At 29.7% G+C, this 16633-nt stretch carries 14 protein-coding genes; 12 read left to right on the forward strand and 2 right to left on the reverse strand.

Going from position 1 to position 16633, the window contains the following annotated elements; genetic code table 11:
- Positions 1 to 35 precede the first annotated feature (35 nt).
- The gene (gene pepE, locus AQ1685_RS12070) at positions 36 to 749 is read right to left on the reverse strand and encodes a dipeptidase PepE (protein WP_095072485.1); all 714 of its coding nucleotides are present in this window, start codon (positions 747 to 749) and stop codon (positions 36 to 38) included.
- 81 nt (positions 750 to 830) lie between these two features.
- On the opposite strand from pepE, the gene AQ1685_RS12075 reads away from it, so the two are divergent.
- The 12 genes from AQ1685_RS12075 to thrC all read left to right on the forward strand — a co-directional run bounded on the left by AQ1685_RS12075 (position 831) and on the right by thrC (position 16124).
- A complete protein-coding gene (locus AQ1685_RS12075; RefSeq protein ID WP_095072487.1) occupies positions 831 to 1619 on the forward strand; it encodes a hypothetical protein in 789 nt (262 codons plus the stop codon).
- A 103-nt stretch (positions 1620 to 1722) separates the two neighbouring features.
- Positions 1723 to 2487, forward strand: coding sequence for a peptidase associated/transthyretin-like domain-containing protein (locus AQ1685_RS12080; protein ID WP_095072489.1), 765 nt, complete (start codon positions 1723 to 1725; stop codon positions 2485 to 2487).
- A 5-nt stretch (positions 2488 to 2492) separates the two neighbouring features.
- Complete coding sequence (locus AQ1685_RS12085; protein WP_095072491.1) at positions 2493 to 3290, forward strand: peptidase associated/transthyretin-like domain-containing protein; 798 nt, start codon at positions 2493 to 2495, stop codon at positions 3288 to 3290.
- 85 nt (positions 3291 to 3375) lie between these two features.
- Complete coding sequence (locus AQ1685_RS12090; RefSeq protein ID WP_095072492.1) at positions 3376 to 4170, forward strand: hypothetical protein; 795 nt, start codon at positions 3376 to 3378, stop codon at positions 4168 to 4170.
- Positions 4171 to 4225: 55 nt separating this feature from the next.
- Positions 4226 to 4717: a DUF6702 family protein gene (locus AQ1685_RS12095; RefSeq protein ID WP_095072493.1), complete on the forward strand. Its 492-nt coding sequence runs from the start codon at positions 4226 to 4228 to the stop codon at positions 4715 to 4717.
- A gap of 58 nt (positions 4718 to 4775) precedes the next feature.
- The gene (locus AQ1685_RS12100; protein WP_095072495.1) at positions 4776 to 6914 is read left to right on the forward strand and encodes a M1 family metallopeptidase; all 2139 of its coding nucleotides are present in this window, start codon (positions 4776 to 4778) and stop codon (positions 6912 to 6914) included.
- Positions 6915 to 7053: 139 nt separating this feature from the next.
- Positions 7054 to 9303 (forward strand): M1 family aminopeptidase, encoded by a 2250-nt coding sequence (locus tag AQ1685_RS12105; RefSeq protein WP_095072497.1) that lies wholly within the window; start codon positions 7054 to 7056, stop codon positions 9301 to 9303.
- Positions 9304 to 9379: 76 nt separating this feature from the next.
- The gene (locus tag AQ1685_RS12110) at positions 9380 to 9946 is read left to right on the forward strand and encodes a Crp/Fnr family transcriptional regulator (protein ID WP_095072498.1); all 567 of its coding nucleotides are present in this window, start codon (positions 9380 to 9382) and stop codon (positions 9944 to 9946) included.
- Positions 9947 to 10003: 57 nt separating this feature from the next.
- Entirely contained in the window at positions 10004 to 11002 is a 999-nt protein-coding gene (locus tag AQ1685_RS12115; RefSeq protein ID WP_095072500.1) for an NAD-dependent epimerase/dehydratase family protein, read from the forward strand.
- Between the two features lie 412 nt (positions 11003 to 11414).
- Positions 11415 to 13856: a bifunctional aspartate kinase/homoserine dehydrogenase I gene (gene thrA / locus AQ1685_RS12120; RefSeq protein WP_095072502.1), complete on the forward strand. Its 2442-nt coding sequence runs from the start codon at positions 11415 to 11417 to the stop codon at positions 13854 to 13856.
- 52 nt (positions 13857 to 13908) lie between these two features.
- Positions 13909 to 14838: a homoserine kinase gene (locus AQ1685_RS12125; RefSeq protein ID WP_095072504.1), complete on the forward strand. Its 930-nt coding sequence runs from the start codon at positions 13909 to 13911 to the stop codon at positions 14836 to 14838.
- A gap of 2 nt (positions 14839 to 14840) precedes the next feature.
- Positions 14841 to 16124, forward strand: a complete 1284-nt coding sequence (thrC, locus tag AQ1685_RS12130) for a threonine synthase (protein ID WP_095072506.1) — start codon at positions 14841 to 14843, stop codon at positions 16122 to 16124.
- 59 nt (positions 16125 to 16183) lie between these two features.
- Here the strand turns inward: thrC and AQ1685_RS12135 are convergent, their stop codons facing one another.
- Entirely contained in the window at positions 16184 to 16630 is a 447-nt protein-coding gene (locus AQ1685_RS12135) for a hypothetical protein (RefSeq protein WP_095072508.1), read from the reverse strand.
- Positions 16631 to 16633 lie beyond the last annotated feature (3 nt).

Here is a 16633-nt window from a genome sequence, read left to right on the forward strand (position 1 = left end):
GTTCATAAAACACAAAATTACAAATTATTCGATTTTTAAATCAATGTTTCCTGTTTAATTACAGTATCTGTATCTAATTCTATAGCTACTGCATCTTTTCTAAATAAACGAGCAGTATACTCTCCTTTTAATAAAATTTGATTGTCAGTTACTTGTAACCAGCTTCCTTCTCGTAAACCTAAAACAGGAGTTTCATTAAAAACATGATATTCTTTAATTCTTGTTTCTCTAGTTTCCCCCATATGTTTCGATGTTGGATCTGGATCTAAATAATGTGCATTGATATTAAAAGGAATTAATCCCATGGTATCAAAACTCGGTGGATATACTATTGGCATATCATTCGTATTCATCATGGTTACTCCACAAATATTACTTCCTGCACTTGTCCCTAAATAAGGAGTTCCATTTTCAACAGCTTCTTTAAGCGGATGAATCACATCATTCTTGTATAATTGATTGACCAATTCAAAAGTATTTCCTCCACCAGTAAAAATTCCTTCTGCTTTTTTAACTGCATCTACAGGATTATCAAATTCATGTATTCCTTTTACAACTATTCCTATTTTTTCAAAGGCTTCTTTAGCTTTAGCTGTGTAAACATCATAGGAAATTCCACTTGGACGCGCGTAAGGAATAAATACAATTGTATTTACACTTTTGAAAAAAGTTGATAATTCTGGTAAAATATATTCTAAATATCCGCTGCCATGAACCGTTGATGTACTTGCTACAATTAATCTTTTCATAGTTCAAATTAACAAAAATTTACAGCCGTATTAAAACTTTTTAAGAAGGATAGTTCTTTTATTTGTAAATCAATTGATTGTATGCAAAAACTATTACTTTATCTTATTTTATTATTTTCTATCCTTTCTTATTCTCAAGACAAAAGAATAGAAATATCTGGTACGCTTTCAGACAGCGCAGGTAAAGTTGTAGATGCTCATATCATAAACATTACTTCGAAACAAGGTACCTTTTCAGATGAAACTGGCAACTTTGTTATTCCTGTAAAATTAGGAGATGAATTAAAAATTACTTCCATACAACATAAAGAGGAAAACTTAATAGTTGCTAATATTATTATTAAAAATAAGCGATTAGATCTAACCTTATTTCTTAAAGATTACCTTCTGGAGGAAGTTGAAGTAAAAAAGACTTATTTAAGTGGTCTTCTTGGGACAGACTCAAAAGGAATAAAAAAGAGTGATCAACAAGCTGTGATGGAAAATCTTGGTTTTAATCCTTTTCCGAAAAAACTATCTAAAATTGAACGAGAAATTAAAACTGCTTATGCTGGTGGCATTCAATATGGTTTTGGTATAGTAGCTTCATTAGACTATATTATTAATTCTGCTTCTGGAAGAATAGATATGTTAGAACAACAAAAAGAACTTTTAGATAATGAAAGTAAATTAAAAGAGTTAAAATCTACTTACAAAAACTACATCATAAATGATTTAAAGATAGATTCTACTCAAGTTTCTAGGTTTTTATACTTTTCACATTTTGATCTTAACTTCTCTACAGTTTATAAAAAAGGTGGTGTAGAATTAATTGAATTTTTAAAAGATCAAGCTCAACTATTTAAACTCTTACAAAAGAAAAAGGATTAATAAACTATTTCATAATATAGAACTTCTTATTTAACATATATTTACAGAGTCCTTAAAACTTTTTAAGAAGTTTAGTCCTTTTATTTGCATATCAACTAATTTTATGCAAAAACTATTACTTTATCTTATTGTATTTCAAACTTTGTTATCATATTCTCAAAATAAAAGAATAGAGATTTCAGGTACGCTGTCCGATAGTGCTGGAAAGGTAGCGGATGCTCATATTATAAATACGACTTCCAAACAAGGAACTTTTTCTGATGAAACTGGAAACTTTACTATCCCTGTTAAATTAGGTGATGAATTAAAGATTACTTCTATTCAGCATAAGGAAGAAAGTTTAATTGTAGCTAATGTAATTATCAAGAGAAAACGTTTAGATTTAGTTCTGTTTGTAAAAGATTATCTACTAGAAGAGGTCGAAGTGAAAAAGACATACTTAAGTGGAAGACTTGGTACAGATACTAAACACATTAAAAAGAGTAACAAACAAGTGCTCATGGAAAACTTGGGTTTTAATCCTTTTCCTAAAAAAATTCCTCAGATAGATCGTGAAATATACACAGCCTCTACTAGTGCTGGACCAATTCCTTTAGATTTAATTATAAATACAATTTCTGGTAGATTAAAATCACTAAAGAAAAAGAGAGAACTACTTGAAAACGAAAAAAGAATGATCGCTGTAGAAAATAAATACAAACCTATGATTATTAGTCAACTCAAAATAGACTCTACAGAAGTTTCTCGTTTTTTATATTTCTGTCATTTTGATAAAGATTTCAAAGAAGTATACGCTAAAAGTGAATTTGAAATGATTGAGTTTCTTCAAAAACAAGTTAAGCTATTTAAAAAAACTAAAGAAAAATAAAAATCGTGCGTAATTTAATAACCATACTTTTCTTCTCACTTTCATCTTTTACGATTTTATCTCAAGAAACAACCATATTAGAAGGAAAAATTATAGATACCACCGGAAGTATAGCTGATGCACATGTAGTAAATAGAACTACAAAAAAAGGAGCGATCTCAGATGAAAATGGAAAGTTTGAAATTTCTGTAAGCATCAACGATATTATAGAAATCAGCTCCATACAACATTACAAAAGAATAATTACTGTTACCAAAGAAATTTTTGATTTGAAAAAATTAGAATGTGAAGTCTTTTTAAAAAGTAATCTATTAAATGAAGTTGAAGTGACAAATGGTGATTTATTTAGTAGATTTCAAAGCACTGTAGATCCAAAAATGCAAGAAATTGCTTTAGTTAGTGCTAAAAATACTCTTGATTTTTCTAATGTAAAACCTGTAGCTAATTCAGATTATAATCAAAATGATGAAGTTAACAAACGTTTAAATAATATTGTAGATCCAACGAAAAGATTCGAAGGCGCTAGTTTTGGGTTTGCGTTACCCTTCTCAAGAATTAAAAAAGATAATAAGCAAAAAAGAGAGTTAAGATATAAAGAAAAGTTTCCTAAACTTTTAAAAGCTAAACTAGGAGCAGACTTCTTTCATAAAAAACTTGGTATACCAAAAGATAAATATCATAATTTTCTATTGTACTGTGAACCATTAGGTATTGAAAATTTATTTAAAAATGGTGATATAATTGGAGTTATGGATATCTTTTTTAAAGAGTCTAAAACATATCTTAAGTTAATACATCGATAAGTATTATTTATAGTATAATATCTTCAAAGCGCCGTATTTTTCGTAATTTGTTAAAACAATTAATTAGACATATAAATTTTGTTTTATGAGAAAAATTACATCGCTTATTATACTATTCATTTCTATTCAATTTTATGCTCAAAGAGTTCAGATAAATGGAACTATTTCTGATAACTTAGGAATTGTTGATAATGCTCATATTATTAACTTAACATCTGTTGAAGGAACATTTTCAGACTCTAAGGGGTATTTCTTAATCAACGCGCAAGTAGGAGATGTACTACAGATTACCTCTATTCAGCACTACAGCAAAAAAATGAAAGTATCTTCAATTACTATGGATAGAAAGAAAATCAATATTCTTTTAGAAATTCAAGATCGTGTACTTGACGAAATAGAAATTAAGAAAACCAATTTATTGCAAAAACTTACTGCAGATGCAAAAAAAACACCTAAAGATCCAGGTGTTGAAAAATCTAAAAATGCAACTCAATTTAAAGATGTTAGTGCAACAGATAATATTGTACTTGCTAGTGCTATAGAAAAAAGTGATTCTGAAATGAAAACCGATCCAATTTTAGCATTTGAGGGATTAACTTTAATGCGATTTTCACTACTAACATCCAATGAAGAAAAAAGATTAAATAATCAAATTAAAAAAGAGGTTTTTAGAGATCATTTACCTGAACGAATTATGAATATTGTTGGTAAAAAGAACTTTACTGAAACTATAAAAATACCTGAAGATCAAATATTAAACTTCATTAACTACAGTATAGATGATGAAATAAAAACCAATGTTCAACGAGAAGAACATTTAAAAGTTATTCAAAATTTAAAAGAAAAAAGTGTTGATTACCTAAAAGAATTAGGAAGATAATCTAGGCTTCTTGTAAAAAAACAGTACTTTGGCTTAGCTTTTGCTTTTTTGAGTCATGAAAAAAATTTTATTTTTACTTATTGGGGTATCTTTTTTATCTTTTATAGATCACAAATATTATATAGCGTTAACAGAAATTGAACATAACAAAGAAAGTGAATCAGTTCAAATGATCATGAATGTTTTTGTTGATGATATCGAAGACGCGATTAATAAAGACTATGATGCAGATCTTCAGTTAAACACAAAATTAGAAGCTAAGAATACAGATCAACTTTTCTTTAAATATTTAAATGAACACTTCAAGATTTTAATTAATAACAAGGCTTATAGCTATAATTTTATAGGAAAAGAATATGATGGTGATATTGTTTATTTCTACCTCGAAATAGATAACATTATCGAAGTAAAAAGTATAGAAGTAAAGAACGATGTTTTAACTCAACATTTTCCAGATCAACAAAATTTAATCAAATCAAAGATCAATGGAGAAAGAAAAAGTCTTTTCCTAACTAAAAAAAATGATAAAGGTTTGTTAAAGTTTTAATCCATATGTCTACTATACTTTAACTTTATCAAATCTTTTATTCAAATAATTACAACTGATGAAAAAACACTTTTACTCGTTTTTTCTATTTTCATTAGCATTTACCATTACTTTAAATGCTCAAGATAAAGATAGAGAAACACAAAAAGGACATACTAATGAAAACAAATTTAAACAGTTAGAAGATCTTTTAGCTACTCCTAATGAAGTTCACACTGCCTCTGGTGCTCCAGGTAAAAAATATACCCAGCAAAAGGTCGATTATAAAATGGATATCACTTTAGATGATGCCAAACAACGTATTACAGGTAGTGAGGAAATTACATATCACAATAATTCTGAAGATGAACTTCCTTATTTATGGGTTCAATTAGATCAGAACATGAGAGCAGCTGATTCTAAAACTCCAGATATTACTACTTCTAGAGTGCCAAAAAGCATTAGCAAGAAAAATTTTAACAGATTTTTCCCTGAAGAGCCTTTTGATGGAGGTTTTAAAATTATGGGAGTAACAAACTCTGATGGATCTAAATTACCATACATTATTAATAGAACTATGATGCGTGTAGATCTTCCACAACCTCTAGCAGCTGGAGGAACATTTACTTTTAATATTAAGTGGTGGTATAATATCAATAACCATAGAACTCAAGGAGGTAGATCTGGTTATGAGCATTTCCCAAAAGACAATAATAACAATTATGTAATTGCTCAATTTTATCCAAGATTATGTGTTTACGATAATGTAGAAGGTTGGCAAAATGACCAATTTTGGGGTCGTAGTGAATTTGCATTAGAATTCGGAGATTTCGATGTAAATATTACTGTTCCTGCTGATCATGTTTTAGGAGCTACTGGAGTTTTGCAAAATGAAAGCGAAGTTTTATCTAAAACACAACAAAGTAGATTAGCTAAAGCTAGAAAAACTTATGACAAACCTGTTTTAATTGTAACACAAAAGGAAGCAGAAAAGACAGAAAAAAGTAAGTCTAAAAAGACTAAAACTTGGAAGTTTTCAGCTAAAAACGTTAGAGATTATGCCTTTGCTACTTCTAGAAAATTTATCTGGGATGCTATGGCTGTTGATATCAATGGAAAAAATGTAATGGCTTACTCTTTATATTCTAAAGAAGCTAATCCTTTATATGGAGATCACTCTACAAGAGCAGTTGCACAAACATTAAAAACATATTCTCGTTATACATTCGATTATCCGTATCACAAAGCAATTTCTGTAGACGGTCAAATGGGAATGGAATATCCACAAATTTGTTTCAACCCAGGTCGTCCAAATCCTGATGGAACGTATTCTGATAGAACTAAATATTTAATGATTAAAGTTACAGTTCACGAAGTTGGACATAACTTCTTCCCTATGATTGTAAATTCTGATGAAAGAAAGTGGACTTGGATGGATGAAGGATTAAACTCTTTCATGGAAATGCAAGCTGAATTAGATTATGATCCTAATTTCCCTATCGTAAGAGGTTTACCAAAAAACATCATAAAATATATGGATGGTGATCAATCTACAATAGCGCCAATCATGTCAAAAGGAGATAATGTGTATAGTTTTGGTAACAATGCATATGGAAAACCTGCTACGGCTTTATATATTTTAAGAAATACAATAATGGGTCCTGAATTATTTGATTATGCTTTTCAAACATATTCAAAACGTTGGAAGTTTAAACACCCTACTCCTGCTGATTTCTTTAGAACAATGGAAGATGCATCTGCGATGGATTTAGATTGGTTCTGGAGAGGATGGTTCTATACTACAGATGTTACTGATATAGGAATTAAAGGAGTTAAAAAGTTTTATACTAAGCCTGGTCAAGGAGAAATCGTAGAGTTTGTTCAAGACAAAACTGAAGGATTAGGTTTTGGGTCGGCAAAAAATCCAAAATCTAAGTACCACTATGAAATTACATACAATAAGCCTGGAGGTTTAGTAATGCCAATAATTGTAGAGTTTACTTATGCAGACGGAACAAAAGAAAGAAAGAAGTATCCGGCTCAAATATGGAGACTAAATGATAATGAAATTACTAAAGTATTCTCTTCTGATAAAGAAATTAAGAGTATTGAGTTAGATCCAGATTTAGAAACTGCAGATGTAGATACAAACAATAATAGTTGGCCTAGAAAACAAACAAATAAATTTCAAAAATTTAAAAACAAGGTCAAAGGTTAGTAAACAAAATAGAAAACCGATAGCTTAGCTATCGGTTTTTTTATTTAAAAAAGTTTGTTAATTTTTTAAACAAACTTTCTTAAACCAATATTATTTTTTTAATTTCCATGAATTATTTTAAAATCAACTAAATTTTATAATGAGAAAGTTATCAACTTTACTACTAACTGTGATGTTAATCACTACTTCAGTATATGCTCAAGAGGCTCAAAAAGATACTGAAAAAGAACCTCAAAAGGGACATACAGATAATAATAAATTCCGACAATTAAAAGATGTTCTAGCTACACCTAATTCAAATAGAACAGCTTCTGGTGCTCCTGGTCACCAGTATACGCAACAAAAAGTTGACTATGTAATGAACCTTCGTTTAGATGAAGAAAACAACAAACTATACGGAGACGAAACAATTACTTATGCTAATAACTCAAAAGATCACTTAGAATATTTATGGTTACAATTAGACCAAAATATGCGTGCTCCAGATTCTAAAACTCCGTTAGCTAGTTCAAATAATCTTCGTTCATTCCAGACTCCTGAAGATTTTGTAGGTAAAAATATGGGAGCTGAGAAAGATTTTGGTTTCAAAATAGAAGCTGTTAAATATGAAGATGGAAGAGATTTATCTCATACTATTAACGGTACTATGATGCGTATCAATTTAACAAAACCTTTAGCTCCTGGTAGTACTTTTACTTTCAAGATAAAGTGGAACTATTTAATTAACAATGTAGTTACTGATGGTGGTCGTTCTGGAGTTGAAGAATTCTCTGATGGTAACAAAGCATTTACAATTGCTCAGTTTTTCCCAAGATTATGTGTATATAATAATGTAGAAGGTTGGCAAAATATGCAATTCTGGGGACGTAGTGAGTTTGCTTTAGAATTCGGTGATTATGACGTAAAACTTACAGTTCCAGCTGATCATATTTTAGATGCAACAGGAGAATTACAAAACGAAAAAGAAGTACTTACCAAAGAACAACGTAGCAGATGGGCTAAAGCTAAAAAGTCTTTTAAAGATCCAGTTTTAATTGTTACTCAAAAAGAAGCAGAAGAAAACGAGAAAAAAAGAAGTACTAAGACAAAAACTTGGCATTTTAAAGCTAAAAATGTTAGAGATTATGCCTTCGCAACATCGAGAAAATATATTTGGGATGCAATGGCTGTAGATATCAATGGTAAAACAGTTATCGCTCTTTCTATGTATCCTAAAGAAGGAAATCCATTATGGGAAGAACATTCTACTAGAACTATAGCTAATACGTTAGAAGAGTATTCTAAATTAACTTTTGATTATCCTTATCCTAAGGCTTCATCTATTAATGCTAATGATGGAATGGGAATGGAATACCCTATGATTTGTTTTAATTTTGGTCGTCCAAACCCAGATGGTTCATATTCTCAACGTTTGAAAAAGGGAATGATTGGTGTAATTACTCATGAAGTTGGTCATAACTTTTTCCCTATGATTGTTAACTCAGATGAACGTCAATGGACTTGGATGGATGAAGGATTAAATTCATTTGTACAAATATTAGCTGAATTTGATTATGATGCTGAATTGTTTGCTAAAAATCCAACTAAAAATATTACTCGTTACATGGGTATAGATCAAAACAATTTATCTCCAATTATGTCGCAAGGTGATTATGTAAAGAACTTTGGACCTAATGCATACACCAAACCAGCTGCTGGATTATACATGCTTAGAAAAACAATAATGGGACCTGAATTATTTGATTTCGCATTTAGAACATATTCTAAACGTTGGATGTTCAAACATCCTACACCAGCAGACTTCTTTAGAACTATGGAAGATGCTTCTGGAATGGATTTAGATTGGTTCTGGAGAGGTTGGTTTTACACAACTGATTACTGTGATATGGGGATTAAAGAAGTAAAACAATTATACCTTACAGATAAGAAGAGTAAACGTATACAAAATGCAATAAAAACAAACCCTCGAGCTAAAGCATATTTCGATTCTTTAGGTACATTAGTTTACATAACAGATAAAAAAGAAGATGCTAATAGCGATGAAATTGCAAAATACATTAAAGGTTTACCAGCTGATCAGAAAGCAAAATTAAAAGAAATTCCTAAATATATGTATCAGGTTCAATTTGAAAAGCCAGGCGGATTAGTTTTACCTTTAATTGTAGAATTAACCTATACTGATGGTACAAAAAAACGTGAGCAATTTCCTGCTGAAATTTGGCGTAAAGATGATACTAAAGCGTTTAGAATCTTTACTTCTACTAAAGAAATTAAGAGTATTATTGTAGATCCAGATGCTGAAACAGCAGACATTGATACTTCTAATAATTCATGGCCAAAGAAAACTCAAAATAAATTCAATAGTTTTAAAAATAAAACTAAAGGATAATTTTTGAATTATAATAAAACAAAAACCGCAATTTTTAAATTGCGGTTTTTTAGTAGTAATTAATTTAAATCTATAAATGATACAGCTAATAAACTATATTAATAGCTACACAAAACTAAACAATTCTGAACTATATTATATAGAAAATAATTTCATTTATGAAAAATTTAATAAAGGTGAGCTTCTTATATCATCTCAAAGAAAAGTTAATTACATCTATTTTTTAATTAAAGGACTTGTAAAAGGCTTTGAATATGAAAATGGAAAGGTAATCGTACAACATCTCATAGAAAAAAATAACTTCTTTACAGATTTTGAAAGTTTCATAAACAAACAAGTTAGTCATGAAAATTATCAAGCTATAACCAATATAGAAGTACTAAAAATTAGCTATGAAAAATTTCAAACACTTCAAGAGAAATCTCCGTCATTTCAAACTGCTTTAAATAAAATACTACAAGAATCTTTATCCTGTAAAATGGAACGTTTACAAGATTTTCAAAAATTAAATGCTAAAGAGCGTTATTTAAAACTTCTAAATAGCTCTCCTAATTTAATTCAAGAAGTGTCTATAAGTGATTTATCATCTTATCTTGGTATAGAACCCTCATCTTTAAGCAGAATACGAAAACAAGTTTTCTAACATTTGTCATTTTTTTCATCATTTTAAAAGATCAATTTTGATATAAATTTTAAAATAATGAATGAAACTTCTTTAGTAACTGGGGCTAACGGACATTTAGGCTATAATCTTTGCAAATTACTTATAGATAAAGGTGAAAACGTAATTGCAACATACAGAAATCCAAAAAACCGAAAAATTTTATCTGAATTAGGATGTGAAACTTTACCAGTTGACATTATGGATAAAAACGCTATGATAAAAGCATTTCAAGGAGTAACTAATGTTTATGCTGTTGCTGCATCTTTTAAAATGTGGTCGAAAAACCCCATAAAAGATATTTATGAAAATAATGTAGAAGGCACAAGAAAATTGTTTGAAGCAGCTAACGAAAGTAGTGTAAAAAATATTGTTTATGTGAGTTCTGTAGCTTCATTAGACTTTACTAAACTTCCAGCAAAAGAAAGTAATGGTTACAATACTGATCGAAGAAATTGGTATTACAATTCTAAAAATGATTCAGATAAATTAGCTTTAGAGTTGGGTAAAAAATTTAATATTAGGACTGTACTTATTTTACCATCAGCTATGATTGGTAGAAAAGCACATCAATTAAGCTACTCCAATCGATTAGTAAAACAGATTTTAGATGGTGAAATGATCGCTGATACAAATATTACTTTAAACTGGATTGATGTTAAAGATGTTGCATTAGGAGCTTACTCAGCAATGAAAAAAGGAAGAAATGGTGAACGTTATATTTTGGCGAATGAAAAACATACTTCTATTCAAGAAAGTGTAGCTATAGCAGCAAAAATATTTCCTGATTTGAAATTAAAAACTCCTCCAAAAATACCGAAACCATTACTATACATAATTGCCTTCTTTATGAAAACAGGAAGTTTAATAACTGGAAAAGAACCACTATTACAAAAAGAATATATTGATATGTTTTATGGTTTAAAACAGGATTATGACATTAATAAAGCCAAAACTGAATTAAATTTCAGTCCTAAATCGAGTAAAAAAGCTCTAACTGAAGCTCTTAATTATATCAAAAATGAATGGAAACACTAATTTTTTAAAAAAACATCATTTTTATGATATTAAAAATAACTTAGAATCTAAATCGATATAGAATTAATAAATACACATCTTAAACCTTATTAAATTATCAAATCAACACTAAACAAAACAATACTCTTTATTATTCTCATGTTTAAACCTACTTTTTTATCGTCTAAAAAGTACTGTCATTTTTTTATTTGAAAATTAATAGTACTTTTATCGACGTGAAAGCGAATAAAAAAAATACATCTTTTCTTAAAAACGTAACTACTACGTTAAGATTCGCTTACACAACTATTTCTACTATTATTACGACCCTTTAGGGGTTGTTTTTCTACATATAATTCTCGGTATAGGTCTTTTTAAAAAAGACTAAAAGTTAAATCACAATTAGTAATCATTCTACCTTAATTCACATAAAATGAAAGTCCTAAAATTCGGAGGTTCATCAGTTAAAGATTATCAAAACATACAAAAAGTTTTGAATATCATTGAAGAAAAATCAAAAGAAGATCAATTAGCAGTAGTAGTTTCTGCATTTGGTAAAACTACAGATACTCTATTAAAAAGTGCACAATTAGCAAAGAGTAAAGATGAAAGTTATTTGACCTTAATTAATGAGGTTGAACGACATCATTTCGAAACTATTGAAAATTTAATTGGTAATAATTCTCACAACGTCATAGAACGAACAAATGAATTATTCAATCAATTAAAAACTCTACATAAGGGGTGTTATTTATTAGAAGAACTTTCACCTAAAGCTAAAGCTATTATTAGTAGTTTCGGTGAACGTTTATCTTCTTACATTATTTCTGAAGCTGCTAAAGAACGTTTAAATGCAACGTTTAAAGACAGTCAAGAGTTAATTATTACTGACAATAATTATTTAAAAGCTCAGGTAGATTTTGAAACAACATATAGTAACTGTTCTTCTTATTTTAACGAAAATGATTTTCAGGTAGTAGTTTTACCTGGTTTTATTGCAAAATGTTATAACGGACAAACAACAACGTTAGGACGAGGTGGTTCAGATTATACTGCATCTATTTATGCGGCGGCTGTTCATGCGGAAGAATTACAAATATGGACAGATGTTAGTGGTATGTTTACTGCAAACCCAACTATAGTAAAACAAGCTGAACCTATCCGTCATATTTCTTATCAGGAAGCCATGGAGATGTCTCATTTTGGAGCAAAAGTAATCTACCCTCCTACTATTCAACCTGTAAGAGAAATGAGAATTCCATTAGTAATTAAAAATACTAATGCACCTAATGATGAAGGTACATTCATCACCCTAAATACTGATAAAAGTTCTTCTGTTAAAGGAATTAGTTATATTGAAAACATCGCTTTACTAACTGTTGAAGGTAGTGGAATGGTTGGTATCTCTGGAGTTTCTAAACGCTTGTTTGAAGCTTTATCAGATGATGATATCAATGTGATTTTAATAACTCAAGCTTCTTCCGAACATACTATTTGTGTTGGTGTATTAGAAGAAGATGCAGAAAAAGCAGTTAGCAGTATAAATAAAAAGTTTGAAATAGAAATCAATCAAAAGAAGATAGATCCTATTCATACAGAAAAAAACTTAAGCATATTAGCTTTAGTTGGTGATAATATGAAAAATCATCAAGGCTTAAGTGGAAAAATGTTTAGTGCTTTAGGAAAAAATAATGTTAATATTAGAGCAATAGCTCAAGGTGCTTCTGAAAAAAATATTTCTGCAGTAATTAAGCGTTCTGATGCCAAAAAAGCTTTAAATACTTTGCATGAGCAATTCTTTGGAGAGCAAACAAAGCAGTTAAATTTATTTGTTACTGGAGTAGGAAATGTTGGAAATCGTTTTCTCGCACAATTACAACAACAGAAAGAATATTTACAAGAACAGCTTAAACTTAATGTACGAGTTGTAGGACTTTCAAACTCAAAAAAAATGTACTTCGATGAACAAGGAATCGATTTACAAAACTGGAAAGATTTACTATTAAACAAAGGAGAAACTACAGGTTTAGATCTTTTTCATGCTAAAGCTAAAGCTTTAAACTTAAGAAATAGTGTATTTGTTGATAATACAGCTAACGAGCATGTTTCAAAAATGTACCAACAGTATTTAGAAAATAATATTGCTGTAGTTACTTGTAATAAAATTGCTTGTGCTTCAGAATTAAACAACTACAAAACATTGAAAAAAGTTTCTAAACAATTTAACGCTCCTTTCTTATTTGAAACTAATGTAGGAGCTGGTTTACCTATTATCGATACTTTAAAAAACCTTATCGCTTCTGGTGATCGCGTTCATAAAATACAAGCTGTTTTATCTGGTAGTTTAAACTTTGTTTTCAACAATTTCAATAATACTAATACTTTTCATGATATTGTAGAACAAGCTCAGCATGAAGGATACACCGAACCAGATCCTAAAATTGATTTAAGCGGTGTTGATGTTGCTAGAAAAATTCTAATTTTGGCTAGAGAAAGTGGTTATGAACTGGAATTATCAGATATAGAAAATCAATCATTTTTACCACAAGAAAGCTTAGATACTTCAAACAATAAAGATTTTTATGAAAGCTTAACAAAATTTGAATCGCATTTTCAAGAGATTTATGCTAAAGCAAATAATGAAAACTGTAAATTGAAATATGTTGCAGAATTTATAGATGGAAAGGCAAAGGTTGGTTTACAACATATTCCTCAGGATCATCCTTTTTACAATTTAGAAGGGAGCGATAATATTGTATTATTCTTTACAGATCGATATCCAGTACAACCGCTGCAAATTAAAGGTGCAGGAGCTGGTGCAGATGTTACTGCTTCTGGTATTTTTGCAGATGTAATAAGAGTTGCTAATAACTAAATTTCATATTTAAATAATCAGCAACAAACATATATTAACAGAAATGTAAATAATGAATAAAATAAAGATATTTTCACCAGCTACAGTAGCTAATGTTTCATGTGGTTTCGATTGTTTAGGTTTTGCTGTAAATGACCTTGGAGATACAATGTCATTCACAAAAACAAAAGAAAAAGGAGTTAAAATCTCTAAAATCATAGGTGCTAATCTACCTTACGAAAGTGATAAAAATGCTGCTAGTGCAGTTGCGCTGGCTATGTTAGAAAAACATCCAGCAGATTTTGGCTTAGAGATTGAGATTCATAAAGGATATGCTCCTGGAAGTGGATTAGGTAGTAGTGCAGCTAGTTCTGCAGGTGCTGCTTTTGCTGTAAATGAATTACTTGGCAAACCTTTCTCTCAATTAGAGTTAACTAAGTTTGCAATGTTTGGTGAACAAATAGCCTGTGGTTCACCTATTGCAGATAATGTAGCTGCTGCAATTTATGGTGGTTTTATTTTAGTACAACAGTATTCGCCTTTAAATGTAATTAAAATTCCTGTTCCTTCTGAATTAATGCTTGTCGCTATTCATCCACAGGTACAAGTGAAAACTAAAGATGCTAGAGATGTACTTCCAGAAGAAATTCCTTTAAAAGACGCTGTCACACAATGGGCAAATGTTGGAGGATTAATTAGTGGTTTATATGCTAATAATTATGAAACTATAGCTAATTCACTTAAAGATATTATTGTTGAACCAGCAAGAAAACATTTAATTCCTCATTTTGACGAAGTAAAACAAACTGCTTTAGATTATGGAGCTTTAAGCGCTGGTATTTCTGGATCCGGTCCAACAATTTTTGCACTTTGTAAAGGGAAAGAAACCGCTAAAAAAGTACATCAACAAATAGATGAATTATATCAAAAAACTGGTATCGATTATACCATGGTATTATCAAAAATAAACACACAAGGAGTAACCATATTAGAATCTAATTAATCATGAAATACTATAGTTTAAATAATAATGCTAAACCCGTTTCTTTTAGTGAAGCTGTAATACAAGGATTAGCTCCTGATAGAGGTTTATATTTCCCTGAAGAAATTCAACCTTTACCAAAAGAGTTCATTGCTAATATTGATCAATATTCTAATGAAGAAATTGCTTTTGAAGCAATTAAACAGTTTGTTGGAGATGAAATTCCAAAAGAAACTTTACAAAAAATCGTTTCTGAAACTATTAATTTTGATTTTCCTGTGGTTTCTTTAGAAGAAAACATTGGAGCTCTAGAATTATTTCATGGTCCTACTCTAGCCTTTAAAGATGTTGGAGCTAGATTTATGGCTAGATGTTTAGGCTACTTTAATTCTCAGAATCCAGATAAAGTAACTGTTTTGGTTGCAACATCTGGAGATACTGGAGGTGCAGTTGCTAATGGTTTTTTAGGTGTCAATGGTGTTGATGTTGTCATACTGTACCCAAGTGGTAAAGTGAGTGATATTCAAGAAAAACAATTAACTACTTTAGGTAAAAATATTACTGCTTTAGAAGTTCATGGGGTTTTTGATGACTGCCAAGATATGGTTAAATCTGCTTTTTTAGACGAAGGGATTTCAAGACAATTAACTTCTGCAAACTCTATAAATGTAGCACGTTGGTTACCGCAAATGTTCTATTATTTCTTTGCTTACAAACAACTATACAAACAACATTCAGATATTGTTTTCTCTGTGCCAAGTGGAAATTTTGGAAATATTTGTGCTGGAATGATGGCACAAAAATTAGGTTTACCTATTAAACATTTTGTTGCTGCTACAAATGTAAATGACACTGTTCCTCAATTTATGAAGGCAGGGAAATACGAACCTAAAGCTTCTACAGCTACAATATCTAATGCAATGGATGTTGGAAATCCGAGTAATTTTATTAGAATTCAAAAGTTATTTAACAACGATTTTCAAGATTTAAAAACTAGATTTTCTTCTTTTTCATTTTCAGATGATCTTACTAAAGATGCAATGAAAAGAATTTACAACACGTCTAATTACGTAGCAGACCCTCATGGTGCTGTTGGTTATTTAGGTTTAGAAACTTATGGTTTACAAGAGAAAGAGTTTGGTGTGTTTTTAGAAACTGCACATCCTGTAAAATTTTTAGATGTGGTTGAGGAAACATTATCTCAAAAAATTCCTATTCCAGAAGAAATTCAAGAAATCATAACCAAAAAGAAAGAATCAATTCAAATTAGTACTTACGATGAATTAAAGTCTTTTTTGAATTCATAAATACAAAAAGCGTTTCTAAAAAAATTAGAAACGCTTTTGTTTATATTGTTAAGCTATTATTACTTCTTAAATAGCTTTGTAATATCTTCAGCAGTTAATAATCTAGATACTTTTACATTTTCTTCAACATCTACAGGATTATCTCCACTAGTCATTTGAATTTGTAAGAAAGCTTCACCATCTTCTCTAGAATACTTTAACCAAACAATTTGTCCGTTTGCTTTCATTTTTAATGGGTCTCTTGGTACAGTTTGAAAACCTCCCATTATTCCATTATATAATTTATCTAAATCGTTATCTAAGTTTTTAAAACTAAAGCTTACATATTCATGTCCGATTGCATTAATGTTCTTAAAGAAGAAGTTGTAATCATTCTCACCAACCTTCTCTAAATACACATAACTAATTTTTCCTACAACCTCGCTTTGACTTGTTTCAATAAATTCGATTTGTGAATACACAGATCCTGAAACAACTAACAATAATAACAATAAAGCTTTTCTCATAAT

The sequence above is a fragment of the Tenacibaculum jejuense genome (genome assembly GCF_900198195.1).
In the GTDB taxonomy this organism is placed as follows: Bacteria; Bacteroidota; Bacteroidia; order Flavobacteriales; family Flavobacteriaceae; genus Polaribacter; species Polaribacter jejuensis.

Coding starts and splice junctions, on each gene's coding strand:
- AQ1685_RS12100 (WP_095072495.1), top strand. CDS start 4,776: ATGAAAAAACACTTTTACTCGTTTTTTCTATTTTCATTAGCATTTACC.
- pepE (WP_095072485.1), bottom strand. CDS start 749: ATGAAAAGATTAATTGTAGCAAGTACATCAACGGTTCATGGCAGCGGA.
- AQ1685_RS12105 (WP_095072497.1), top strand. CDS start 7,054: ATGAGAAAGTTATCAACTTTACTACTAACTGTGATGTTAATCACTACT.
- AQ1685_RS12125 (WP_095072504.1), top strand. CDS start 13,909: ATGAATAAAATAAAGATATTTTCACCAGCTACAGTAGCTAATGTTTCA.
- thrA (WP_095072502.1), top strand. CDS start 11,415: ATGAAAGTCCTAAAATTCGGAGGTTCATCAGTTAAAGATTATCAAAAC.
- AQ1685_RS12075 (WP_095072487.1), top strand. CDS start 831: ATGCAAAAACTATTACTTTATCTTATTTTATTATTTTCTATCCTTTCT.
- AQ1685_RS12110 (WP_095072498.1), top strand. CDS start 9,380: ATGATACAGCTAATAAACTATATTAATAGCTACACAAAACTAAACAAT.
- AQ1685_RS12115 (WP_095072500.1), top strand. CDS start 10,004: ATGAATGAAACTTCTTTAGTAACTGGGGCTAACGGACATTTAGGCTAT.
- thrC (WP_095072506.1), top strand. CDS start 14,841: ATGAAATACTATAGTTTAAATAATAATGCTAAACCCGTTTCTTTTAGT.
- AQ1685_RS12080 (WP_095072489.1), top strand. CDS start 1,723: ATGCAAAAACTATTACTTTATCTTATTGTATTTCAAACTTTGTTATCA.
- AQ1685_RS12095 (WP_095072493.1), top strand. CDS start 4,226: ATGAAAAAAATTTTATTTTTACTTATTGGGGTATCTTTTTTATCTTTT.
- AQ1685_RS12135 (WP_095072508.1), bottom strand. CDS start 16,630: ATGAGAAAAGCTTTATTGTTATTATTGTTAGTTGTTTCAGGATCTGTG.
- AQ1685_RS12090 (WP_095072492.1), top strand. CDS start 3,376: ATGAGAAAAATTACATCGCTTATTATACTATTCATTTCTATTCAATTT.